24 protein-coding genes are annotated in these 24294 nt (G+C 68.6%); 20 read left to right on the top strand and 4 right to left on the bottom strand.

Annotation, left to right across the window (positions count from 1 at the left end):
* The first annotated feature begins 15 nt into the window (after window positions 1-15).
* Genes DAA40_RS14475 through DAA40_RS14465 form a run of 3 tightly spaced genes read left to right on the top strand, consistent with a single transcriptional unit; the run spans window position 16 to window position 4906 of the window.
* Window positions 16-1623, top strand: coding sequence for a carboxyl transferase domain-containing protein (locus DAA40_RS14475; protein ID WP_106850439.1), 1608 nt, complete (start codon window positions 16-18; stop codon window positions 1621-1623).
* Between the two features lie 24 nt (window positions 1624-1647).
* Window positions 1648-3741: an acetyl/propionyl/methylcrotonyl-CoA carboxylase subunit alpha gene (locus DAA40_RS14470; RefSeq protein ID WP_106850438.1), complete on the top strand. Its 2094-nt coding sequence runs from the start codon at window positions 1648-1650 to the stop codon at window positions 3739-3741.
* A gap of 16 nt (window positions 3742-3757) precedes the next feature.
* On the top strand, window positions 3758-4906 hold the full coding sequence (locus tag DAA40_RS14465) for an acyl-CoA dehydrogenase family protein (protein WP_106850437.1): 1149 nt from the start codon (window positions 3758-3760) through the stop codon (window positions 4904-4906).
* Window positions 4907-4980: 74 nt separating this feature from the next.
* Here DAA40_RS14465 and DAA40_RS14460 read toward each other — a convergent pair whose 3' ends face one another.
* Both DAA40_RS14460 and DAA40_RS16525 read right to left on the bottom strand, forming a co-directional pair.
* A complete protein-coding gene (locus DAA40_RS14460) occupies window positions 4981-5457 on the bottom strand; it encodes a GNAT family N-acetyltransferase (protein WP_106850436.1) in 477 nt (158 codons plus the stop codon).
* Between the two features lie 146 nt (window positions 5458-5603).
* Window positions 5604-5756 (bottom strand): hypothetical protein, encoded by a 153-nt coding sequence (locus tag DAA40_RS16525; RefSeq protein WP_199849807.1) that lies wholly within the window; start codon window positions 5754-5756, stop codon window positions 5604-5606.
* 218 nt (window positions 5757-5974) lie between these two features.
* On the opposite strand from DAA40_RS16525, the gene DAA40_RS14455 reads away from it, so the two are divergent.
* The 7 genes from DAA40_RS14455 (at window position 5975) to DAA40_RS14425 (ending at window position 13537) form a co-directional block, all read left to right on the top strand.
* Window positions 5975-7369 carry an MFS transporter gene (locus DAA40_RS14455; protein ID WP_106850435.1) on the top strand — a complete coding sequence of 465 codons (1395 nt, stop codon included), beginning with the start codon at window positions 5975-5977 and terminating at the stop codon, window positions 7367-7369.
* 47 nt (window positions 7370-7416) lie between these two features.
* Window positions 7417-8298, top strand: a complete 882-nt coding sequence (locus DAA40_RS14450) for a MoxR family ATPase (protein ID WP_106850434.1) — start codon at window positions 7417-7419, stop codon at window positions 8296-8298.
* Between the two features lie 5 nt (window positions 8299-8303).
* Complete coding sequence (locus tag DAA40_RS14445) at window positions 8304-9461, top strand: VWA domain-containing protein (protein ID WP_234356397.1); 1158 nt, start codon at window positions 8304-8306, stop codon at window positions 9459-9461.
* A complete protein-coding gene (locus DAA40_RS14440) occupies window positions 9454-10578 on the top strand; it encodes an XdhC/CoxI family protein (protein ID WP_106850433.1) in 1125 nt (374 codons plus the stop codon). The genes DAA40_RS14445 and DAA40_RS14440 overlap by 8 nt, the downstream gene beginning before the upstream one ends.
* A 10-nt stretch (window positions 10579-10588) precedes the next feature.
* On the top strand, window positions 10589-11419 hold the full coding sequence (locus tag DAA40_RS14435; protein ID WP_106850432.1) for a PhzF family phenazine biosynthesis protein: 831 nt from the start codon (window positions 10589-10591) through the stop codon (window positions 11417-11419).
* A 55-nt stretch (window positions 11420-11474) separates the two neighbouring features.
* Complete coding sequence (gene thiD, locus DAA40_RS14430) at window positions 11475-12281, top strand: bifunctional hydroxymethylpyrimidine kinase/phosphomethylpyrimidine kinase (RefSeq protein ID WP_106850431.1); 807 nt, start codon at window positions 11475-11477, stop codon at window positions 12279-12281.
* A 95-nt stretch (window positions 12282-12376) separates the two neighbouring features.
* A complete protein-coding gene (locus tag DAA40_RS14425) occupies window positions 12377-13537 on the top strand; it encodes a carbohydrate kinase family protein (RefSeq protein WP_234356396.1) in 1161 nt (386 codons plus the stop codon).
* A 44-nt stretch (window positions 13538-13581) separates the two neighbouring features.
* On the opposite strand, the gene DAA40_RS14420 is transcribed toward DAA40_RS14425, so the two are convergent.
* Complete coding sequence (locus DAA40_RS14420) at window positions 13582-14202, bottom strand: TetR/AcrR family transcriptional regulator (RefSeq protein ID WP_158716459.1); 621 nt, start codon at window positions 14200-14202, stop codon at window positions 13582-13584.
* A 105-nt stretch (window positions 14203-14307) separates the two neighbouring features.
* Between DAA40_RS14420 and DAA40_RS14415 the strand changes: the two genes are divergently transcribed.
* On the top strand, window positions 14308-15174 hold the full coding sequence (locus DAA40_RS14415) for an SDR family oxidoreductase (RefSeq protein ID WP_106850429.1): 867 nt from the start codon (window positions 14308-14310) through the stop codon (window positions 15172-15174).
* The gene (locus DAA40_RS14410) at window positions 15171-16046 is read left to right on the top strand and encodes an alpha/beta hydrolase fold domain-containing protein (RefSeq protein WP_106850428.1); all 876 of its coding nucleotides are present in this window, start codon (window positions 15171-15173) and stop codon (window positions 16044-16046) included. Before DAA40_RS14415 ends, DAA40_RS14410 begins: the two co-directional genes overlap by 4 nt.
* Here DAA40_RS14410 and DAA40_RS14405 read toward each other — a convergent pair whose 3' ends face one another.
* Window positions 16047-16499 (bottom strand): GNAT family N-acetyltransferase, encoded by a 453-nt coding sequence (locus DAA40_RS14405; protein ID WP_234356395.1) that lies wholly within the window; start codon window positions 16497-16499, stop codon window positions 16047-16049. It lies immediately after the preceding gene.
* An 87-nt stretch (window positions 16500-16586) separates the two neighbouring features.
* Here DAA40_RS14405 and DAA40_RS14400 point away from each other — a divergent pair, with 87 nt between their 5' ends.
* From DAA40_RS14400 to DAA40_RS14365, 8 genes are all read left to right on the top strand, one after another.
* Window positions 16587-17255, top strand: coding sequence for a hypothetical protein (locus DAA40_RS14400; RefSeq protein WP_106850426.1), 669 nt, complete (start codon window positions 16587-16589; stop codon window positions 17253-17255).
* A 21-nt stretch (window positions 17256-17276) separates the two neighbouring features.
* Window positions 17277-17963 carry a hypothetical protein gene (locus tag DAA40_RS14395; protein ID WP_106850425.1) on the top strand — a complete coding sequence of 229 codons (687 nt, stop codon included), beginning with the start codon at window positions 17277-17279 and terminating at the stop codon, window positions 17961-17963.
* A gap of 293 nt (window positions 17964-18256) precedes the next feature.
* Complete coding sequence (locus DAA40_RS14390) at window positions 18257-18739, top strand: (2Fe-2S)-binding protein (protein WP_106850424.1); 483 nt, start codon at window positions 18257-18259, stop codon at window positions 18737-18739.
* Window positions 18736-21162 (top strand): xanthine dehydrogenase family protein molybdopterin-binding subunit, encoded by a 2427-nt coding sequence (locus DAA40_RS14385; RefSeq protein ID WP_106850423.1) that lies wholly within the window; start codon window positions 18736-18738, stop codon window positions 21160-21162. The genes DAA40_RS14390 and DAA40_RS14385 overlap by 4 nt, the downstream gene beginning before the upstream one ends.
* Window positions 21163-21178: 16 nt before the next feature.
* Entirely contained in the window at window positions 21179-22057 is an 879-nt protein-coding gene (locus DAA40_RS14380; protein WP_106850422.1) for a xanthine dehydrogenase family protein subunit M, read from the top strand.
* Between the two features lie 120 nt (window positions 22058-22177).
* Window positions 22178-23068, top strand: a complete 891-nt coding sequence (locus DAA40_RS14375; protein WP_106850421.1) for an SRPBCC family protein — start codon at window positions 22178-22180, stop codon at window positions 23066-23068.
* Between the two features lie 151 nt (window positions 23069-23219).
* Entirely contained in the window at window positions 23220-23708 is a 489-nt protein-coding gene (locus DAA40_RS14370) for an RNA polymerase sigma factor (protein WP_106850420.1), read from the top strand.
* Entirely contained in the window at window positions 23701-24291 is a 591-nt protein-coding gene (locus DAA40_RS14365; RefSeq protein WP_199849806.1) for a methylated-DNA--[protein]-cysteine S-methyltransferase, read from the top strand. The genes DAA40_RS14370 and DAA40_RS14365 overlap by 8 nt, the downstream gene beginning before the upstream one ends.
* Window positions 24292-24294 lie beyond the last annotated feature (3 nt).

Genomic DNA, 24294 nt, shown 5'->3' with positions numbered 1-24294 from the left:
TCGACGGGGGTTCGCATGCGCTCCAGGCTCAAGAGCCAGCTCGACCCGGGCAGCGAGCAGTTCCAGGCCAACGCCGAGCACCAGCGTGGGCTCGCCGCGCGGCTGCGCGAGCACATCAGCGCCGCGGACGGTGGCTCGCAGGCCAGCAAGGACCGGCACGTCGGCCGCGGCAAGCTGCTGCCGCGCGACCGCGTCAACCACCTCCTCGATCCCGGCGCGCCCTTCCTCGAGCTCTCCCCGCTGGCCGCCCACGAGATGTACGACGGCGACGCCCCGGGCGCGGGCATCATCACCGGAGTAGGCCGCGTGTCGGGCCGCGAGTGCGTGATCGTCGCCAACGACGCCACCGTCAAGGGCGGCACCTACTACCCGATGACGGTCAAGAAGCACCTGCGGGCGCAGGAGATCGCGCTGCAGAACCAGCTCCCGTGCATCTACCTCGTCGACTCCGGCGGCGCCTTCCTGCCCAAGCAGGACGAGGTCTTCCCCGACCGTGAGCACTTCGGCCGGATCTTCTTCAACCAGGCCACGATGTCAGCACAGGGCATTCCCCAGCTGGCCGCGGTCATGGGTTCGTGCACCGCCGGCGGCGCCTACGTCCCCGCGATGGCCGACGAGGCCGTCATCGTCCGCAATCAGGGCACGATCTTCCTTGGCGGGCCACCACTGGTGAAGGCCGCTACCGGCGAGGTGGTGACGGCCGAGGACCTCGGCGGCGGCGACCTGCACTCCAAGCGCTCCGGCGTCACCGACCACCTCGCCACGAACGACGAGCACGCGCTGCGCATCCTGCGCGACATCGTTGCGGGGCTTGGACCGAAGGGCGCTCGCCAGTGGGAGGTCGAGCAGCCCGAGGCTCCCGCGCTCGACCCCGAGAGCATCTACGGCGTCATCCCGGCCGACTCACGGACGCCGTACGACGTCCGCGAGGTCATCGCGCGCATCGTCGACGGCTCGTACTTTGACGAGTTCAAGAAGGAGTACGGCAGCACCCTGGTCACCGGCACCGCCCGCATCTTCGGACACCCAGTCGGGATCATCGGCAACAACGGCATCCTGTTCAGCGAGTCCGCGCTGAAGGCCGCGCACTTCATCCAGCTGTGCGACCGCCGCCGGATCCCGCTGCTGTTCCTGCAGAACATCACCGGCTTCATGGTCGGCCGCGAGTACGAGGCCGGCGGCATCGCCAAGAACGGCGCCAAGATGGTCAACGCCGTCGCCACCGCCCGCGTCCCCAAGCTCACCGTCGTCCTCGGCGGATCGTTCGGCGCCGGCAACTACGGCATGTGCGGACGCGCCTACTCCCCCCGCTTCATGTGGATGTGGCCGGCCGCACAGATCTCCGTCATGGGTGGCGAGCAGGCGGCGTCAGTGCTCTCGACCGTCCGCCGCGACGCGATCGAGGCCAAGGGCGGAGAGTGGTCGGCGGACGAAGAGGAGCAGTTCAAGGCCCCGATCCGCCAGCAGTACGTCGACCAGGGCAACGCCTACTACTCGACCGCTCGGCTGTGGGACGACGGAATCATCGACCCCATCGACACCCGGATGACCCTCGGTCTCGCACTCGGCGCCGTCAGCCGAGCGCCGCTGGCCGAGCCGTCGTACGGAATATTCCGGATGTAACCGTGACATTCGCAGACGAGGTGAGTGCCTGTGTTTACTAAGGTTCTGATCGCTAATCGCGGGGAGATTGCTTGTCGGGTCATCCGCACGCTGCGCGACATGGGGATCGCCAGTGTCGCGGTGTACTCCGACGCGGACGCCGGCGCCAAGCACGTGCAGGACGCCGACGAGTCGGTGCACCTGGGCCCCACGAACGCTCGCGAGTCCTACCTCAACATTCAAAAGGTCATCGACGCCGCCAGAAGCACTGGGGCGCAGGCGATCCACCCGGGCTATGGCTTCCTCGCCGAGAACGCCGAGTTCGCCAAGGCATGTCGGGACGCGGGAATCACCTTCATCGGCCCGTCGCCCGAGGCGATCGAGACGATGGGCGACAAGATCTCCGCGAAGCTCACCGTGCAGAAGGCCGGCGTCCCCGTCGTGCCCGGGCGCACCGAGCCGGGCATGAGCGACGATGCGCTGTACGAGGCTGCGCTCGAGGTCGGCTTCCCCGTGCTGATCAAGCCGTCGGCCGGCGGCGGTGGCAAGGGCATGTACCTGGTCGAGGAGGAGGGCACTCTGCGTTCCTCGGTCGCCTCCGCCCGAAGGGAAGCGGCCTCGTCGTTCGGCGATGACACCCTGTTCCTCGAGCGGTTCGTGAAGGACCCGCGGCACATCGAGGTCCAGGTGCTCGCCGACAGCCACGGCAACACGATTCACCTCGGCGAGCGCGAGTGCTCGCTGCAGCGCCGGCACCAGAAGATCATCGAGGAGGCGCCGTCCGCGCTGCTCGACGAGCAGACCCGCGACCGGATCGGGCAAGCGGCCGTCGACACCGCCGCGGCCGTCGCGTACTCAGGTGCCGGAACGGTCGAGTTCATCGTCAGCAGCGACAAGCCCGACGAGTTCTTCTTCATGGAGATGAACACCCGGCTGCAGGTCGAACACCCGGTGACCGAGATGGTGACCGGCGTCGACCTGGTCGAGCAGCAGATCCTCGTCGCAGCCGGCGAGCAGCTGCAGATCCGGCAGGACGACGTCACGCTCACCGGTCACTCGATCGAGGCCCGTGTCTACGCCGAGAACCCCGACCGGGAGTTCCTGCCCACCGGCGGCACGGTGCTGTTCCTCAAGGAGAGCGAGCAGCTGGATCTCGTCAACGCGGCCGCACTCGACGACGGAAGGTTCGCATTCTCGTCGTTTGCCGACGAGCATGGGTTCGAAGGGCCGGAGCAGACCGTGCGCATCGACTCGGCATTGATCACGGGCCTGCAGGTCGCCACCACGTACGACCCGATGATCGCCAAGGTGATCGTGCACGGCGCGGATCGCGCAGAGGCCCTGGATCGGCTCGATCTCGCCCTCTCCGGTTACACGCTGTTCGGCGTCGTGACGAACGTGAACTTCCTCCGCGCGCTGATGAGCCACCCCAAGGTGCAGACCGGCGATCTCGACACGGGTCTCGTGGGCCGCGAGCTGGACTCGCTGGTCGGCAAGCCGGTCCCGCGCGAGGTCTACCTGGCGATGGCCGCCGCTCTCTTCGCCCGTGAGGCCGAAGGCGCCCTCTTCGACGAGGACCCCTGGAGCTCGGTCAGCGGCTGGCGGTCCGGTCGCGCCCCGGTCCCGATGCACTGGGCCGCGAAGTCGCCGTCCGGTGCCAAGGTCGCCCTCCACGCGCTGCCGACCAACCTCGACGACGACGAGGAGGTGGTCCTCGAGGTCACCGTCGACGACAAGACCAGCACGGTGCGCGCAACCCGCTACCCCGAGTCGATCGAGATCGACGGACGTCGATACGACTATCTCGCCGAGCTCGGCGAGGACGAGGCGTGGGTCTGGGTCGCCGACCACGGGACCTACCTCATACCACGACTGTCCCCGGAGCAGGAGCTCGGCGGCCTCGGCGGCCCCGCCAGCGGCGAGGTTCGCTCGCCGATGCCTGGGACCGTGATCGCCGTCCACACCGAGCCCGGCGCGGAGGTGGCCGAGGGCGAGCCGCTGATCGTCGTCGAAGCCATGAAGATGGAGCACGTGCTCAACGCGCCCGTCGCAGGCACTGTCTCCGACTTCGCCTTCAGCGCCGGCAGCCAGGTCGTCGTCGACCAACTGCTGATGACCGTCGAACCCGCCGAGCAGTAGACCAGGAGCCCCGACTATGGACATGACCCTCACCCCGGAGCAGGAAGAGCTGCGCAGCACCGTACGGCGATTCACCCGCGAGGTGGTGCGCCCGGTCTCCCAGCATCACGACGAGACCAAGACCTTCCCATACGATGTAGTCAAGCAGATGGGCGAGCTGGGGTTGTTCGGGCTGCCCTTCCCTGAGGAGTACGGCGGAATGGGGGGCGACTACTTCACCCTCTGCATCGCGCTCGAGGAGCTCGCGAAGGTCGATCAGAGCGTCGCGATGACCCTCGAGGCGGGCTGCTCGCTGGGCACCATGCCGGTGCACCTGTTCGGCACCGAGGAGCAGAAGCAGGAGTGGCTGCCCCGGCTCACCAGTGGCGAGATCCTGGGCGCCTTCGGCCTCACAGAGCCCGAGGCCGGGTCGGACGCCGGCGGCACCAAGACCACCGCCGTCCTCGAGGACGGCATGTGGCGGATCAACGGCAGCAAGCAGTTCATCACCAACTCCGGCACCGACATCACCGGCCTGGTCACCGTGACAGCGGTCACCGGCGTCCGCGACGGCGGCAAGAAGGAGATCTCCGCGATCATGATCCCCACGCCGACCGAGGGTTTCACCGCCGAGCCGGCGTACAACAAGGTCGGCTGGAACGCCTCAGATACCCACCCGCTGTCGATGGATGACGTGATGGTGCCCGAGGAGAACCTCCTGGGCGAGCGCGGTCGCGGATACGCGCAGTTCCTGCGGATCCTCGACGAGGGGCGCATCGCGATCGCTGCCGTGGCCACCGGAGCCGCCCAGGGCTGCGTCGACGAGAGCGTGCAGTACGCCCGCGAGCGCAAGTCGATGGGGCAGCCGATCGGCAAGTACCAGGCGATCGAGTTCAAGCTCGCCCGCATGGAGGCCCGCGCGTGGACCGCCCGGCAGGCGTACTACGCCGCGGCGGCGAAGATGCTGTCGGGCAAGCCGTTTAAGAAGGAGGCCTCGATCGCGAAGATGATCGCCTCCGAGGCGGCGATGGACAATGCCCGCGACGCCACCCAGATCCACGGCGGCTACGGCTTCATGAACGAGTACGTCGTCGCGCGTCACTACCGCGACTCGAAGATCCTGGAGATCGGCGAGGGCACCACCGAGGTGCAGCTCATGCTGATCGCGCGGCAGCTCGGGCTGTAGTCCGGCTCACGCAACAGTGGGGTTCCTCCGGCTGGGCATCGCTGTCGGACGGTCGGCACGATGGGGTGCTTGATCTAGCCCTCGGCGAGCCGGATCATCGTTTCGCCGGCAACCCGCTGCGTCGTCCACTCGTCCATGCCGACGGCTCCGAGCGAGCGGTAGAAGCCGAGCGCGGGCTCGTTCCAGTCCAGCACCGTCCACTCCAGCCGGGGCAGGCCCTCCGCTACGCATCGCTTGGCCAGCCCCACCAGCAGCGCCCGGCCGAGGCCACTGCCGCGGTGTGCGGGCTGCACGAAGAGGTCCTCCAGCCAGATGCCGTGCCGACCGGTCCAGGTCGAGAAGGTGTAGAACCAGATCGCCATGCCGACGACCTCGCCGTCGATCTCGGCGACGTCGGCGTACACCTTGGGCTCGCCGGTCGGAGGGAAGAGCGCGAGGCGAAAGTCGTCCTCGGTGGCGACCGCCGACTCGGGCTCGCGCTCGTACTCGGCGAGCTCGCGGACCAGACCGATGAGGGCGGGGACGTCGTCGACAGTGGCGGGGCGGATCACCCGGCGGACACTACCGCACCCGCCCACTGGTACGGCAAAAGGCTCGACCCTCGCGGGATCGAGCCTTCTTGCTCATGACGCCGGTTTGACTGGTGCGTCGTGACCGGCAGGAATCGCGGCCTAGCGAGCCGACTGAGGACCGCGTACTAGCGGATCAGCTGATCGCCGCGACGGCTGGCGATCGCGAGAAGCTCCAGGCGGACCGTCTCCGCACTCGAGCCCTGGATCGCGCGGGCGATCTCGCGGCGGCCGCGAGCGGCGGCCCGGTGCTCGTTCCAACGGCGGGCGATGGTGCTCATCTGTACTGCTCCTTACTCACGATTGACTCTTCGATTTTATACCCTGTGCCGGTTTGCGGCTAGTAAATAACGGTGTGAGGCCTAATACTCCGAATATTCTTCGGTCCGGTGACGAGGTGTGTCTGACGTTCGCTGCCTGGGCTCCAGGCTCATCGATGCGCGCACGTAGTGCGCTCAGCTAAGCCGCGGGAGGCCAGTATTCGCATCGAGGGACGTCAATGATGCACCTCTCCCGCTCTCGACGGTCGATCCGCGAGTCGTACCCTGAACAGGCCGGCCGGACGACGACCGGCCCGTCGCCTCCGCGGTCGACGCCAACCACTGAGATCGCAAGTGAGGCGCAGGTGCTCACGTCGTACGCCGAGCTATTTCGCACGCCTGGGACACGCGCGTTCAGCGCAACCGGCTTCATCGCCCGGATGCCGATCAGCCAACTCGGGCTGGCCTCGCTGCTACTGGTGTCGGCCCAGACCGGCAGCTATGGGCTCGCGGGGAAAGTGTCGGCCACGGCCGCGCTGGCCGGAGCGATTGTCATGCCGCAGACCGCTCGCCTGGTGGACCGGTACGGGCAGGCGCGCGTGGCGCGGCCCATCATCCTCGCCGGGGCCGTCGGATGGCTGCTGCTCGCGCTGGCGGTCACCGAGGCCTGGCCCACCTGGACGTGGTTCGTGCTGGCGGCGATCGGCGGCGGGCTCGGGCCGTCGATCGGAGCGATGGTGCGCGCCCGCTGGGTGCACGTGCTGGGCAGCGGGCACCTGCAGCGGCGCGCCTTCAGCTGGGAGTCGGCCGTCGACGAGATCGTGTTCATCGTCGGGCCCCCGCTGGCGACCTTCCTGGCCACCGGCCTGGCGCCGTGGGCGGGAGTCGTCGTCGCCACCGCTCTGCTGATCATCGGCGGCTGGTTGTTCACCGGGCAGACGGGCACCGAGCCGCCCCCAGGTGGCAAGGACGCTCCGCGGTTTCCGTCCCGGCTGCTGCTGACACCGACGTTCGTCGCCGTCGCACTGGTGTTCACCTGTTGTGGCGTGGCCTTCGGCGCAATCGACGTCATCGTGGTCGCGTTCGCGGAAGAAGCCGGCAGCAAGGGGGTGGCAGGCCTGATCCTCGCGGCGTACGCCGCCGGCAGCCTGATCGCGGGGCTGGGCTTCGGGATCATCAGCTTCAAGCGGTCGGTCGGAGCCCAGTTCGTCGTCGCCGCATCAATGTTCGGCCTGCTCGCCCCGCTGCTGCTGCTGGCCAGCAATCTATGGCTCTGCACGATCCTGATCTTCATCGCCGGATTCGCGATCGCGCCGTTGCTGATCTCGGCCACGGTCCTGATCGAGCGGATCGTGCCGCCCGCCGCACTCACCGAGGCACTCACCTGGTCCACGACCTCGCTGATCGGCGGCGTCACGATCGGGGGCGCCGGCGGCGGCTCGCTGGTCGACCGGTACGGGGCACAGCTCAGCTTCTGGCTGCCCGCCGGTGTCGCGATACTCGCGGCGGCGATCGCGATCGTGTCGATCCCGCGACTTCGCTTCCGGTCCGTCCAGCGCACGGCCAGCCGCCTGGCGGCCAGCCTGGTCGACGCCCCCGCCCCCGGCGTCCCCCAAGCCGAACTCCCGTCCTGACCCGGTGCATAGACTGGGCGCGTTCCCACACGGAAGGCAGTCAGCGCATGGCGATGAAGCAGTACGACGATCCCCAGGCGCTGGCGGCTGCGCTGGATCAGACCGACTACATCGCCGATGAGGGTCTGGCGACGGCCGCCTTCCTCGCGCTGCGCATGGGGCGGCCGCTGTTCCTCGAGGGCGACGCCGGCGTGGGCAAGACGGCCCTCGCGCAGGCGCTCGCCGAAGTGCTCGACGCCACGCTCATCCGGCTGCAGTGCTACGAGGGGATCGATGCCTCGCAGGCGCTTTACGACTGGGACTTCGCCCGCCAGATGCTGCACCTGCGGGCCGCCGAGAGCGACCAGTCGGCCGGCCGCGAGCAGATCGAGCACGAGCTCTACGACCGCCGCTTCCTCATCGCCCGGCCTCTGCTGCAGGCGCTCGAGACCAGCCCGGCCGTGCTGCTGATCGACGAGCTCGATCGCGCGGACGACGAGTTCGAGGCCTTCCTGCTGGAGATCCTGGCCGAGTCCTCGGTTACCATCCCCGAGCTCGGCACCATCAAGGCCGAGACGCCGCCGCTGACGGTCATCACCTCCAACCGCACCCGTGAGGTGCACGATGCGCTCAAGCGCCGCTGCCTTTATCACTGGGTCGCGCACCCGGCCTTCGACCGCGAGGTCGAGATCATCCGTCGCCGACTCCCGGAGGTCAGCGAGTCGCTCAGCCGGCAGGTCGCCGGCGCGGTCGGCAAGCTGCGCCAGGCCGAGCTGCTCAAGCCTCCCGGCGTGGCGGAGGCGATCGACTGGGTGCAGGCGTTGCACCTGCTCGGCGTCCGCGAGCTCACCCCAGAGAACGCTGCGACGTCCCTCGGGGCCGTGCTGAAGTACCGCGAGGACTCCGAGCGCGTGATCGCAGGCGACCTCGACAAGCTGCTCGGCGGGTAGTAGTCATGACCGCGGGCTGGATGCTCCACTACGCCGACAAGGAGACGGCGGTCGACCCACGCGGCGTGGATGAGATCCTGCTCGGGTTCGCTCGGATGCTGAGGGTGGCAGGAGTCGACGTCACCCCCGACCGCACCCATTCGATGCTGCAGGCGGTGCACCAGCTCGACGTACTGCGGCAGGACGACGTGTACTGGGCCGGACGGCTCACCCTCTGCGTCAGCCCCGACGACCTGAAGAAGTACGACGCCGGTTTCGCCGCCTACTTCGAAGGCAAGGAAGCGATCAAGAACCGCGGCCTACCGGTCGAGCAGCCTCGCCCGGTCCATATGCCGATCGGCATCGATGCGTCGGAAAGCAGCGAGCGTGAGGACGCGGACGACGACCCGATCCCGGGCCAGGCCACCGACCAGGAAGTGTTGCGACACAAGGACTTCGCCGACCTGAGCGAGTCAGATCGTCAGGCGCTCAAGCAGATGTTCGAGCTGCTCGCCCCGATGACGTCGTCCCGTCGCTCGCGCCGGTTCCGGCACTCACACAGCGGCGTGAGCGACGCACACCGGTCGATTCGCGCTGCCATGCGCACCGGCGGAGAGCTGGCGCACCTCGAGTGGCGCGATCGGCGAGTGCGGCCCCGCAAGCTCGTGATCATCGGCGACATCAGCGGGTCCATGGCACCGTACTCCGACGCCATCCTCCGCTTCTGCCACGCCGCCGTACGACGCAACCCGGTCGCCACGGAGGTCTTTACGCTCGGCACGCGGCTGACCCGGGTGACCCGCGAGCTGCGTCAGCGTGATCCCGACAAGGCGCTGAAGGCAGCAGGGGCGGCGATCCCCGACTGGAGCGGCGGCACCCAGCTCGGCGAGATGCTGCGCGCGTTCCTGGATCGCTGGGGCCAGCGGGGCACGGCCCGTCGCGCTATTGTCGTGATCTTCAGTGATGGCTGGGAACGCGGAGACCCCGAGCTGCTCGGTGAGCAGATGCGTCGCCTGCATCGTCTGGCCCACAAGGTGATCTGGGCGAATCCGCACAAGGGCCACGAGGGCTACCAGCCGTTGACCGGCGGCATCCTGGCCGCTCTGCCGAGCATCGACGAGTTCGTGGCCGGCCATTCCTTCGACTCCTACGAACGACTAGCGAGGTTGATTGCCGATGCGTGAGATCTTGAGCGAGCTGCTCCCTTGGTGGCGCGACGGCAAGGCCGTCGGGATGGGGACGGTCGTCGCGACTTTCCGGTCGGCGCCCAGACCCGCGGGCGCGTCGATGATCGTGGGGCCGGACGACGAGGCCTTCGGCAGCGTCAGCGGCGGTTGCGTCGAGGGCGCGGTCTTCGAAGAAGCCAAGCTGGTCGTCAGCGGTGAGAGCGATCCCGCCTTGCACCGGTATGGCATCAGCGACGACGACGCCTTCTCGGTGGGGCTCACCTGCGGTGGGATCCTCGACGTCTTCGTCGAGGAGATCAGCAAGCGAACCTTCCCCGAACTGGAACAGGTCGCGACCTCGATCGAGGAGCACGAGCCGGTCGCAGTCGTCACCTGCGTCGCCGGCCCAGAGGATCGGCTCGGCAACCGGCTGATCATCTGGAACGACCGCACCGCAGGGAGCCTGGGGCTCACACGGCTCGACGAGGCGGTCACGGACGACGCACGGGGCATGCTCGCTGCAGGGCGCACCGCCACGGTGCACTACGGGCACGACGGCGAACGTCGCGGCGACGACCTGACGCTCTTCGTGTCGTCGTACGCGCCGCCGCGTCGGATGCTGGTCTTCGGCGCGATCGACTTCGCCGCCGCCGTCGCCAAGATCGGCACGTTCCTAGGCCACAAGGTCACCGTCTGCGACGCCCGTCCGGTCTTCGCCACGCCCAAGCGGTTCCCGGATGCACACGAGGTCGTGGTCGAGTGGCCGCACCGGTATCTGCAGTCCGAGGTCGAGGCGGGACGGCTGGACGAGCGCACCATCATCTGCGTGCTGACCCATGACCCGAAGTTCGACGTCCCGCTGCTGCAGGCGGCGCTGCCACTCGATGTCGCCTATATCGGCGCGATGGGGTCGCGTCGCACCCATGAGGACCGACTCGAACGACTCCGCGCGGCCGGCGTTCCGCAGGACCAGATCGACAAGCTCAGCTCTCCCGTCGGCCTGGACCTCGGCGCCCGCACACCCGAGGAGACCGCCGTCTCGATCGCGGCCGAGATCATCGCACTGCAGTGGGGCGGCGACGGCAGGCGGCTCAGCGAGCTCGACGGCCGCATCCACAAGGACGCCGAACGCTAGCCTGGTCGGCGTGCACGACTACACCGAGGTCGACGTCTTCACCGACGAGCTCCTGCTTGGCAACCCGGTCGCCGTCGTCCACGACGCAGAGGACCTCACCGACGAGCAGATGGCCGCCTTCGCCCGCTGGACCAACCTCTCCGAGACCGCCTTCCTGCTGCCGCCCACCACTGATGAGGCCGACTACCGGGTTCGGATCTTCACCCCCGGCGAAGAGCTACCGTTCGCGGGACATCCCACGCTGGGCAGCGCTCGGGCCTGGCTCGCCGCCGGCGGCCGCCCCGCCACCGACGGCCGCGTCGTTCAGGAGTGTGGCCTCGGGCTGATCACGCTGCGCCAGGACGACGATCGTCTCGCGTTCGCCGCCCCGCAGCTGCTGCGCAGCGGACCGGTCGACCCCGATGATCTCCAGCAGATCACCGCTGCGCTACGGATCCCCGTCGATGACGTCCTCGCCGCGTCCTGGTGCGACAACGGCCCAGGATGGGTCGGGCTGCTGTTGGGGGACGCCGACGCCGTCCTCGATCTGCGTCCGGACTGGTCGGCGTTCGCCGACTACAAGATCGGGGTGATCGGCCCGTGCCGCACCGGCGGCACCGCCGACTACGAGGTGCGCGCCTTCTGTCCCCAGTTCGGCATCCTCGAGGACCCGGTCACCGGCAGCCTGAACGCCAGCCTCGCGCAATGGCTGATCGGCGAGGGGCGGGCACCCGAGCGATACGTTGCGCAGCAGGGCACCGCGATGAAGCGGCGCGGCAGGATCCACGTCTCCCGAGACGGCGATGACATCTGGGTCGGCGGCGACTGTGTGATCGGCGTCCGCGGCGAGCTGGACCTGTAGACCCGGACCGGATGCAGGCCACATCGGCGGATTGGACTGAGCGCATACTGGCCCGATGAGCAACTCTGCACCCGCTATCGCGCTGACCATCGCCGGCTCCGAGGCCACCGGCGGCGCCGGCTGCCAGGCCGACCTGAAGACCTTCCAGGCCCGCGGCGTCTTCGGCATGGTCGCCCTCACCTGCATCGTCAGCTTCGATCCCAAGAACGACTGGGGCCACCGGTTCGTGCCGGTCGACCCCGAGGTCATCGCCGACCAGCTCGAAGCCGAGTTCTCCTGCTACACGCCGGATGCGGTGAAGATCGGGATGCTCGGTACGCCCGTCACGATCGAGACCGTGGCGAACGCGCTGCGTCAGTACGAGCCGAAGAACCTGGTGCTCGACCCTGTCCTCATCTGCAAGGGGCAGGAGCCCGGCGCCGCACTGGACACCGACAACGCGCTGAAGGCGCAGATCCTGCCGCTGGCGAAGCTAGTCACCCCCAACCACTTCGAGTCGATGGCGCTCTCGGGCATGAACTCGATCGAGTCCGTCGACGACCTCGTCGCCGCCGCCAAGGCGATCCACGAGAAGTCCGGCGCCGTCGTCCTCGCCAAGGGCGGGGTGCGGCTCGAGGGGCCGGACGCCGTCGACGTCTTCTACGACGGCGCGACCCTCGAGGTACTCAGTGTGCCCAAGGTCGGCGAGCACGCCGTCTCCGGCGCGGGCTGCTCGCTCGCCGCCGCGATCACCGCCGAGCTCGCCAAGGGAGCCAGCCCGCTGGATGCCTGCCGGTCCGCGAAGGACTTCGTGACCCAGGGCATCGAGGCTCGGGTCGGCTCGAACGCGCCCTTCGACGCACTGCGCCAGATCAACTCCTGACACACCAGGATCGCTTCCCGGCCCCCGGCTACTACTCGGGTGGCGGCCACGCGCGAGCGGGGCGCGGGGCGGGGTCGGGCGGCTAACCTGGAAGCATGCCCAACTTCGAGCCGTCCGAACGCGCGATCCGCGACTTCGGCGCGCTGCAGGCGAAGGATGGTCAACAGGCGGTAGTCCAAAGCCCGCGGGTGATGATCGACCCGCTGTCCTCTGTGCGCCGCCCTGGTGACCCGTTCGTGGACGTCTTCTGCGCGGGTCAGGTGTTCTTCGACATTGTCTTCACCGGGCTGGCGGAGATGCCGCGTCTCGGCACCGAGGAGTGGGCGCCGGGGATGGGTTCCAGCCCGGGTGGGATGGCGAACATGGCGGTCGCGATGCGCCGGCTCGGGCTGCGCACCTGGCTGGCTGCTGCCTTCGGGGACGACATGTACGGCGACTACTGCTGGGACACCCTGGGCGGACAGGAGGACATCGACCTGTCGGCATCGCGGCGCTTCGATGGATGGCACTCGCCGGTCACGGTGTCGATGGCGCTGGAGCGCGATCGCACGATGATCACCCACGGGCACCCAGCCCCGCAGGCCCTTGATCAGATGATCGGATCGCCGCCGGCTTCGCGAGCGTGTTTCGCCGCGCTCGAGCTCGAGGAGCAGCGGTGGGTGCGGCATGCCTACGACTCGGGCGCGCTGGTGTTCGCCGACCTCAGCTGGGACACCAGCCAGGCGTGGTCCCAGCAGATGATTGAGCGCCTGCGGGACTGTCACGTGTTCCTGCCCAACGCGGTCGAGGCGATGGTGCTCAGCCGCACGGACTCGCCCGAGCGGGCGGCCGCCGCGCTGGCCGAGCACGTTCCGGTCATCGTCGTCACCCGCGGCCGCAACGGCGCCTACGCGATCGACCAGCGCACGGGCGAGACCGCCGACATCCCCGGCATCCACGTCGACGCGATCGACCCCACCGGTGCCGGTGACGTCTTCGGCGCCGGCTTCATGGTCGGGACGTTGGCCGGCTGGCAGCTCGGCGACCGATTGCGGTTCGCCAATCTCTGCGCGGCGCTGTCAGTCCAGCACTTCGGCGGCTCGCTGGCCGCTCCCGGCTGGGGCGAGATCTCCAGCTGGTACCAGCACAACATCGAGGCCGGCAGCGGCGGTGAGCAGCTCGGCGAGTACGGCTTTCTCGCGGACATTCTGCCCAGCATTGCCCTCGGCCCGGTACGCCGCGCGGGTGCCACAATCGGCCTGCGACGCCGCACCTAACTCCCGCCACGTCGGAGCTCCGGCCGCGGACGTCGTCCGGAGTACTAGCCCAATCCTTCGATCGTCTCCACGCCGAGCAGGCCGGGCAAGGCGGCGACGATTCGGCCGATCAGCGCGTCGCGGTCGATCACCGGATTCTCCAGCCAGCGCGTCGCGAGCTCCTCGGTCATCGCGATCCACGCGTGCGCGCCCAGGCGGGCGGCCGGTTGGGCGAGGACTCCCGTGTCGTCGTCCGAGCGCAGGCTGGACAGCAGCAGATCGACGATCTGCTCACGGGTGCGATCCGCAAGCACCCGCACCCGCTCATGGCCGGACGCCGCGCCGCAGATCACCGACCGGTACATCTCCGGCCGCTCCGCGATGTAGTCGATGTAGACCGACAGCGATCCTCGAAGGCGCTCGGCAGGCGAACCGTCCTCGGCAGTCGGCTGGGCTAGTCGCTCGACGAGGTCGTCCATGACCGCCTCGGTCACCGCGACCTGGTACTCGTGCATCGAGTCGAAGTAGTGGAACAGCAGTCCTCGGGAGATGCCCGCCTGGTCGGCGATGTCGTCAATAGCGAGGTCTTCCAGCCGTCGGTTCGCGAGCATTGCCACACCGATGGCCAGCAGTTGTGCGCGGCGTTCGTGAGATGCCAGCCGGGTACGCCGTACCGTGCCGCTCACGCCGATCCCTCTCGCATAGCTGCCATCGTAGGCAGGCGCCGTCGTCGGCAGCCACCGCCGACCATCGTTATTGACCGGTGTTCAACAGCGAACTAGCCTGCGTCCATGCAGACGCTGCACGGCAAGACCGTCGTCATCACCGGGGCCGGCTCCGGTATCGGCCGCGCATTGGCCATCCAGGCATCCGGCGAAGGCGCCCGACTGGCCATCTCCGACATCGACGCGGACGGATTGGCAGCTACCGCGCGGATGTGCGGATCGGGCGCCGATCTGCACACTGCCCGCCTCGACGTCGCCAACCGTGCGGCGTGGACGCCGTACGCCGCTGAGGTTCTCGAGCGGTTCGGCCACGTCAACGTCATCGTCAACAACGCAGGAGTCGCGCTCTCCAGCAACGTCATCGACATGTCGTACGACGACCTCGAGTGGCTGATGAACATCAACTTCTGGGGCGCCGTCCACGGCACCAAGACCTTCCTGCCGCACCTGGTCGAGAGCGGTGACGGTCACGTGGTCAACATCTCCAGCCTGTTCGGGCTCCTTGCCGTGCCGAGCCAGTCGGCGTACAACGCAGCGAAGTTCGCAGTTCGCGGGTTCACCGAAGCGCTGCGGATGGAGATGCAGGACGCCGGCCACCCCGTCGGGGTCACGTGCGTGCATCCCGGAGGCATCAAGACCTCGATCGCCCGCAGCGGCCGCGGCGACGCGCTGCACGATCCGGCGGAGGTCGCCGCGCACTTCGACGAGAACCTGGCGCGCACGACACCGGAGCGAGCCGCCGAGGTGATCTGGCGGGCGGTGCGCCGCAACAAGGCGCGTGCCCTCGTCGGTACCGATGCGAAGGTGCTCGACCTCGTCGTCCGACTGCTCGGCTCGGGCTACCAGCCAGTCGTCGGCCGGGCCGTGGGGCGAGACAGCGACCAGCAGCCGAAAGTAACGGCACAGCACGACCTCGGCAAGGTGCGCGCGTGACCCGCAGGCTCAACCTGCCCTATCCCGTGGTCCGGCGCATCGTGAAGGTCGTCCAGCGACCAGGTCTCGGTGGGCCGCTGCCGTACCGGGCGCAGCGACGCTACCTGGAGATCGTCGGGGGGAGCTCGCCCGCCGCCCCGAGGGGCACCCGCACCGAGGCGGTCACGATGGGCGGGGTCTCCGGGCTGCGGGTCACGGTCGGCGAACCCGTCCGACAGGCGGCGGTGGTGCACCTGCACGGCGGGGCCTACACCGTCGGCTCACCGCGGGTCTACCGCAACCTTGGCGCGAACCTCGCCGAGATCACCGGCCGCGCCGTGTTCTTGCCGGACTACCGGCTGGCCCCTGAGCACCAGTACCCCGCGGCGCTGGACGACGCCCTCGCCTTCTGTCGCGCGGTCGCCGCCGACCACGGCAGCTACACGCTCAGCGGCGACTCCGCCGGCGGTGGGCTGGCAGCCGCAACCGCGCTGCAGCTGGCCGGCTCGGATGCCGCACCGACTCGGCTCGGGCTCGTCGCACCGTGGGTGGACCTGACCGTCGTACCGGCCGGCAACAGGGCCGACATCGTCGTACGCCCCAAGTGGGGACGCACCAGCGCCGAGAAGTACTGCGGAGACCAGGACCGCTTCGATCCGGGAATCAGTCCCATCTTCGGGGACCTCTCGACGCTTCCGCCTACGCTCGTGCAGGTGGGCCGCGACGAGGTGCTGCGCGAGCAGTGCGAACGGTTCGTCCGCAAGGCTGCGGCAGCTGGGGCCGACGTCACCTATGTCGAGATGCCGCGCCTGTGGCATGTGGCTCACCTGCACGCCGATCTGATCAGCGAGGCTTACGAGGTGCTGGTCGAGCTGAGTCAGTTCCTGGCCTAGTCAGCTCGCGGAGGCAGGCTCCACATCGCGCCGCATCGGGATGTGGGGGATGCCGTCCTCCAGGTACTCCGCGCCGTCCGGGGTGAACCCGAAGCCGCCGTACCATTCCGTCAGGTGGCTCTGGGCACTCAGGACGATCGGTCGGCCGGGGCAGTGCTCGATCGCGGCCGCCATCAGTGTTCCCGCGAGCCCGAGGCCGCGGCTCCCCCGGGCGGCGGCCACCCGCCCGATCCGCCAGACGTCGCCGTCGTCGAGGATGCGCGCGACGGCGACCACCGCGCCGTCGCGCTCGAGCCAGAGGTGCCGCGTCCCTGGTTCGACGTCCCGGCCGTCGAGCTCCGGGTAGGGGCACTCCTGCTCGACGACGAACACATCAACACGCAGCTGGATGATGTCGTGCAGCTGCCGCGGGCTGAGCTGGTCGAGGCTGCGGTCATGGATCTGCAGGGCCACCCGCAGAGTGTATCGCCAGGTGGAAGTACACCAAACCGTCATCTGGCTCCACGCCAACGCCTGGTCGAGCGACCTATGGTTGAAGGCATGACTTCGACTATCCGCCGCACCGTGGCGACCGCAGCCGCCTCCATAGTGCTGCTCGCCGCAGCCGCCTGCTCCAATGAGACCGAGGGCGAGGGCAGCCCCGCCTCCCAGACCAAGACCTCGGCCGCGGAGACCAGCGAGTCCGACGAGAGCGACACCAGCGAGAGCGAGTCGGACGAGAGCGACACCAGCGAGAGCGACGCGCCTGGCGGCTCCGAGGAGGCCACCGACGGCTCGTTCAGCTACGAGCTGCCCCCCGGCTTCGAGGACGCGCAGGGCGAGATCAACGTTCCCGGCGCCATCCTGACCGTTGCCGACCTCGACAGCGACCCCTCGTTCCCGACGAACATCGTGGTCACCTCGGGCACCTCCTCGGGTACCATCGAGCAGGCCGCCGAGGAGGTCCGCAAGGAGATCGAGAGCAAGTTCAGCACAACCACGTCCGCGGACGGCCCCGACGAGTCGATTCTCCCGGACATCGACGGCGAGGAGTACACCACCTGGACGACGGGCGACTACAAGGACGGCGACCAGGATGTCGCCTCGGCGCAGATCGTGACCAAGCACGACGGCACCTTCTACTTCATCACCGTCAACACCCTGCCGAGCAACAAGAGCGATGCCGGCAGCTCCCTGGTGGAACTGGCTAAGACGATCAAGTGGTCGTAGGGGAATGATCGAGGTCGCCCCATGATGACCGCGCGGGGAGCGGAGCCGGCGTATGGCCAGCCGCTCCCGGGCGGTCCACCACCGCGCAAGACCCTCACTCCCGCGCTGATCAGCGCGCTCGTCGCCCTCACGGTGCTGGCGATCGTGACGGTCATCGTCGTCGTCCGCGGCGGCGACGACGGGTCGCAGGAGGCTGGCCCCTCGGGCAGCGGCTCCCCGACGCAGACCAGCGCGTCCGCCTCGAACTCGAACGGTGGCTCGGCCGAGTCCACGGACGGAAGCTTCAGCTACAACCTGCCGCCGGGATACGAGGACGCGACCGGTGACACCGGCACCAGCAACGCGGTCTTGGAGATCTACGACCCGGACAGCCACTCCAGCTTCCCGACGACGATGATCGTCACCCATCAGCAGGTCGGGAACACCTCCCTCGACGACGTCTTCACCGAGACGCGCGATGCGGTGGAGAAGTCGCTCAGCGTCACCACCTCCGAGATGGACGTGAACCTCACCGACATCGACGGGGAGAAGGTCAAGGCCTTCGAGACGAGCGAGTACACCCGGGGCAGCGCCAAGGGCTACAGCCTGCTGATCATCACGATCCACGAGGGCACGGCATACGGCTTCACCCTCAACGCCGAGTCCAGCAACACCGGGGACGGCGGCAACGCCATGCTGGAGCTGGCTAACTCCGTCGTCTGGAATTGACCGACGTGAGCTACCCACAACCCTCCCAGCGGCCGGCAAGGTGCTCACTGCGGCGATGATCGTCGCGCTCCCTGCGCTGCTCGCGCTCGCCGACACAACCTCTCTCGAGAAGCTGGCCGCTTCCGCGACGTGGTCGGCGTAGGCCGTCTCAGCTGCACCTGAACACCCCAGAATCCGCCGCATCTGCCGTGACGGGTGTCCGCCCTTCTCAATGTGTCGGCGACCACATATGCTGCCGGTGTATGCCGCCACGGCGGGAAAGCCAACCGATCAGCACGCAGCCTGGAGGGTGCATGAGCAAGATCAGCGTCACCGTAGACGGAATGAAGAATGAGGACGACGTCGAGCCGCGGATGCTGCTGGTGCACTACCTGCGCGACGTACTGGGCAAGACCGGCACGGTGGTGGGGTGCGACACGAGCAACTGCGGCGCCTGCACCGTGCATCTTGACGGCAAGGCGATCAAGTCCTGCACCATGCTCGCGGTACAGGCAGACGGGCACGAGGTGCTCACCATCGAGGGGCTTGCCGATGGCGGCGAGCTGCACCCGATGCAGCGGGCCTTCCACGAGAAGCACGCGCTGCAGTGCGGCTACTGCACGCCGGGCATGATCATGGCCGCGATCGACCTGCTCAACGAGAACCCGAACCCGGACGAGCAGGAGATCCGAGAAGGCATCGAGGGCAACCTCTGCCGTTGCACCGGCTACCAGAACATCGTCGAGGCGATCAAGCACGCCGCTGGCAACTCCTCGAGCGTAGGAGCGTCCTCATGACGGCTGTCGACGACCGCCCCGCCGCCGAGATCGGCAACGCCCGCGCCCGCCGCGAGGACAAGCACCTGGTCACCGGCCGGACGACGTGGACCGACAACAAGACCGCTACGGGCCTGCTGCACCTCGCGTTCGTGCGCTCACCGATGGCCCACGCGAAGATCACCGGCATCAGCGTCGACGAGGCCAAGGGCATGCCGGGCGTGGTCGACATCATCACCGGCAAGGACGTCGCCGAGGTGCAGGGCGATGTCCCGTGCGCGTGGCCGGTCACCCCCGACATGGTCAACCCGGGCGCGCCGCCGATGGCCGTGAACCAGGTCAACCACGTCGGTGAGGCGGTCGCCGTCGTAGTCGCCCGCACCAAGGCCCAGGCGGTGGACGCCGCCGAGCTCGTCGCGGTCGACTACGACCCGCTGCCGGCCGTCCTCGACATGGAGCAGGCGGTGCAGGACGGTGCCGACCTGGTGCACCCCAACACATCTTCCAACAAGTCGTACACCTGGGTGTTCGACTCGGCCGAGGCCGGCACCGGCGAGAGCACCGCGAAGGCTCAGGAGTCGGCCGAGGTCACGGTCAAGCGTCGCTTCATCCAGCAGCGGCTGATGCCGGCGTTCATGGAGCCGCGCTCGGTCGTCGTCGAGCCGACCGACGGCGGAGTCACCGTCACCTCCGCGACCCAGGTGCCGCACATCCTGCGACTGATGCTCGCGATGACGCTCGGCATCCCCGAGCACAAGGTGCGCGTCATCGCACCGGACGTCGGCGGCGGGTTCGGCGGCAAGCTCCCGGTCACGCCTGAGGAGATGACCGCCGCGGTCGTCGCGATGCGGATCGGTAAGCCGGTGAAGTTCACCGAGACCCGCTCCGAGTCGCTCATGGTCGCCCACCACGGCCGCGACCAGATCCAGGACGTCACGATCACCGCCACCAAGGACGGCAAGGTGACCGGCCTCGAGATCGAGCTGCACGCCGACATGGGCGCCTACCTGCGCCTGGTGGGCCCGGGCGTGCCGATTCTCGGGGCATTCATGTTCCCGGCGATCTACAAGATCCCGGCGTACAAGTTCACCTGCCACGGCGTGTTCACCACCAAGACGCCGACCGACGCCTACCGCGGCGCGGGGCGCCCGGAGGCGACGTACGCCATCGAGCGGATCATGGACGAGCTCGCGGTCGAGCTCGGCATGGACCCGATGGAGCTACGGCAGAAGAACTGGATCAAGCACGAGGAGTTCCCGTTCACCACGGTATGTGGGCTCACCTACGACACCGGCAACTACGAGGCAGCCACCGACCGGGCGCTGCAGCTGTTCGGCTGGGAGGACATGAAGGCCGAGCGTGACAAGCGCCGGGCCGAGAAGTCCACCAAGCAGCTCGGCCTCGGCATCTCGACCTTCACCGAGATGTGCGGACTGGCGCCGTCTCGCGTGCTCGGCTCCCTGGACTACGGCGCCGGCGGCTGGGAGTACGGCTCGATCCGGATGCTGCCCACCGGCAAGGTCGAGGTGATCACCGGGACCTCGCCGCACGGGCAGGGACTGGAGACCGCGTTCGCGCAGATCGTCTCCGATCAGCTGGGCGTGCCGTACGACGACATCGAGGTGCTGCACGGCGACACCGCCTCCAGCCACAAGGGGCTGGACACCTACGGCTCGCGGTCCCTGTCGGTGGGTGGCATCGCCATCGTCAAGGCAGCGGACAAGGTCAAGGAGAAGGCCAAGAAGATCGCCTCGCACCTACTGGAGGCCTCCGCCGACGACCTGGAGTTCGACGGCGGACAGTTCAAGGTCAAGGGCACCGACAAGGGCCTGTCCATCCAGGAGATCGCGCTGGCCGTCTTCGCTGGGCACGACTACCCGGAGGGCGTAGAGCTCGGCCTGGACAGCGACGCGACCTACGATCCGGAGAACTTCTCCTACCCGCACGGCACCCACCTCGCGGCGGTCGAGATCGACACCGAGACCGGTGATGCGCGGCTGGTGAAGTACGCCTGCGTGGACGACGTCGGCAACCTGGTCAACCCGTTGATCGTCGAGGGGCAGGTGCACGGCGGCCTGGCGCAGGGCATCGCGCAGGCGCTCTACGAGGAGGCCATCTTCGATGACGACGGCAACCTCACCACCGGCACCTTCGTCGACTACACCCTGCCGTCGGCGGCCGATCTGCCCTCGTTCCTGACCGACCAGACAATCACCGCTGCGACGTCCAACCCGCTGGGCGTCAAGGGCGTGGGCGAGGCCGGGTGCATCGCGTCGACTCCCGCTGTGATGAATGCCGTCGTCGACGCGCTGCGCCAGTACGGCGTGAACGACCTGCGGATGCCGGCCACGCCCGAGCGGGTGTGGCGCGCCATCCACGGCGATGGCCACACCAAGACCGCGGCCGAAGAGACCACTGCCCACACCGACGGCACCGCCGAGTAATCAAAAGGAGACATCGATGATTCCCGCAAAGTTCGACTACGCTCGGCCATCGTCCGTCGAGGAGGCGGTGCAGGCGCTCGCCGACGGTGGCGACGACCCCAAGGTGATCGCCGGCGGCCAGTCCTTCATCCCGGTGCTGCGCCTCCGGCTCGCGGCGCCATCGACGATCGTCGATATCGGCGCGATCGATGAGCTCAAGCAGGTCACCGAGGACGGCGACAAGATCAAGATCGGCGCCATGGTGACCCACTCGGAGGTGCTCGAGAACGAGCTGGTCGCTCAGCACGTGAAGCTGCTGCAGGAGATCACCGAGACGGTCGCCGACCGCCAGGTGCGTCATCGCGGCACGCTCTGCGGCGCGCTCGCGCACGCGGACCCTGCCGGCGATCTCGGGTCGGCAGCCGTGGCGCTCGAGGCAGAGTTCGAGATCGCCGGCAGCGAGGGACGACGCACCGTCCCGGCGTCCGAGTTCTTCGAGGACTATCTCACCACTGCCATCGGGGAAGGCGAAGTGCTCGTCAGCGTCTCGTTCCCGAAGGTCGGTGACTGGAAGGTCCACTACGAGAAGTTCAACCGGATGGCCCAGGCGTGGGCGACGGTCGGCGTCGCAGTCGCTCTGAAGGTCGACGGTGACACGATCAGCGACGCCCGGGTCGGCCTGACCAACATGGGCTCGACCCCGCTGCGCGCCACCGGCGTCGAGGCCGAGCTGACGGGCAAGCCCGCCACCGAGGAGACCTTCAAGGCCGCTGCCGAGAAGGCCGACGAGGGCACTAGCCCGACCGACGACCTGTCCGCGAAGGCCGACTACCGCAGGCACCTGGCGAAGGTGCTGACCCGGCGCGCGCTGCAGAAGGCGATATCGGCGGGCGAGTCCGACCACGGCAACAAGTAAGAACCGCGTGCGACCCATACGTCCGTCGTCGCCGTCTGCTGCGGCCGCGGCGGACGTATGGTTTGATCCACAGACGACCTAGCGGCCCTCGGTCGCGGCACGACCACCAAAGGAAGTGACATGGAGCTCGAGCACTCATTCAGCATCCCCGTCCCCGTCGAGCAGGCCTGGCCGATACTCCTCGACATCCGTCAGATCGCCCCGTGCATGCCGGGTGCGGCCGTCGACTCGGTGGACGGCGACGACTTCACCGGCAGCGTGAAGGTCAAGCTCGGCCCCATCAACCTCACCTACAAGGGCCAGGCCAAGTTCGTAGAGAAGGACGAGGCCAACCACAAGGCCGTCATCGATGCCCGCGGCCGTGACTCGCGCGGGAATGGCACCGCATCGGCCAAGATCACCGCGACCCTGACCGGTTCGGGTGACACCACCGAGTGCAAGGTCATCACCGATCTCAACATCACCGGCAAGCCCGCTCAGTTCGGTCGCGGCGTGATGGTCGATGTCGGCAACAAGCTGATCGGCCAGTTCGCCGACTGCCTCGCCGGCAAGCTTGGGGCGGACGACGGGCCCACCGCCGGCACGCAGACCGGCTCGGCTGGCAAGAGCGCTGACGCCCAGGCCGCTCCCCAGACCGCCGCCGCGTCGGCCGACAAGGGCAGCGCCGCGTCGGCTGATACGTCTGCGAAGTCCGGGTCAGACTCGGCAGTGTTGCCGGCGGCGTCCGCCAATACCGCCGCGGTCAAGGACGCCCGCCCCGGCACCCAGCCGCAGGACAAGGCGCGCGACGCCGCCGACCAGCAGGCTGCTGCCTCGGCCTCCCCGTCCACTACGCCGTCCGGCACCGACAAGAAGCCCTCCCCGGCACAGTCGCCGGTCGGCGAGCCCGAGCCGATCGACCTGATCGAGCTCGCCGGCGGCACGGTAGCCAAGAAGGTCGCGCCGGCGGCGCTCGGTGCACTGCTGCTCGCGCTGATCGTGTCGTTGATCGTGCGCAAGAAGAACAGCTAGCAGGACGCGAGCTCGGGGCATCCGAGCAGGGGTGAGCATTCCGGGCGGGGCGGGGGTTCGGTGCGGCTGTTACAGCCCGCACCGAGCACCTCCCTCGCCCGGTTCTCGTTCCGAGACCTCACAGCATCCGCCGCCGCGACGTCTACCAAGTATGAGACTGCCGCCCTTCGATCAGGTCGTGCGAAAGTACGGCCCGGCCGTGCTGCGCGTGTGCCGCAGCAGTCTGCCGCGCGCGGACGCCGACGACGCCTGGTCGGCCACCTTCCTGGCCGCCCTGCGCGCCTATCCGCAGCTCGCCCCGACCGCCAGCATCGAAGCCTGGCTGGTCACCATCGCGCACCGTAAGGTGATCGATCTGGTCCGCGCCCGCGAGCGCCGCCCGGCCCCGATGGCCGACCCGCCCGAGCCACATGGCCGCTTCGGCGATGAGCCCCAGGAACCCGACGAGGCGTTATGGGACGCCGTCCGCACGCTGCCTGAGAAGCAACGGCTGTGCGTGGCCTATCGATATGTGGCTGACCTGAGCTACCGCCAGATCGCCGAGATCGTCGGTGGCAGCGAAGCAGCCGCGCGTCGCGCCGCTGCGGACGGCGTCCGCACCCTCCGATACAACTATGACAAGGAGCCCGACCGTGCCTGATCTCCCGCAGCGGCTGGCCGCCGCATCAGCCGACGTCTCTCGGCTGCGCGACGGTCTGGTCGACGCCGCAGTCCTCGACGGCTCCCTGGACGTCGCCTACCGGATCGTCGACTCCCCCCTCGGCTCGCTGCTGCTGGCGCGGACACCCGTCGGCCTGGTGCGCGTGGCGTTCGCGCTCGAAGGCTTTGACACGGTACTGAGCGAGCTGGCGGCAGCGGTGAGCCCCCGCATCCTCGAGGCACCCGGTCAGCTGGAGGCCGAGGCACGCGGCGTCGATCAGTACTTCAGCGGCGAGATGCAGACGATCGACCTGCCGCTGGACCTGCGGCTGATCGACGGATTCCGGCGTGCCGTGATCGAGCACCTGCCCTCGATCGCCTACGGCCGGACGGCGTCGTACGCCGATATCGCCGCAGCCATCGGCCGCCCGAAGGCCGTGCGCGCGGTCGGGTCGGCGTGCGGGCACAACCCGGTCCCGATCGTCGTTCCCTGCCACCGCGTGGTGCGTAGCGACGGCAGCATCGGGCAGTACCTCGGCGGCACCGAAGCCAAGCGAGTCCTGCTCGCCCTCGAGGCGACCTGAGCC

Origin of the sequence: Blastococcus sp. Marseille-P5729 (assembly GCF_900292035.1) — a bacterium.
GTDB lineage: Bacteria > Actinomycetota > Actinomycetes > Mycobacteriales > Antricoccaceae > Cumulibacter.
Note: the sequence above shows the minus strand (reverse complement) of the source record. Positions and strands in the feature narration are given on the sequence as shown.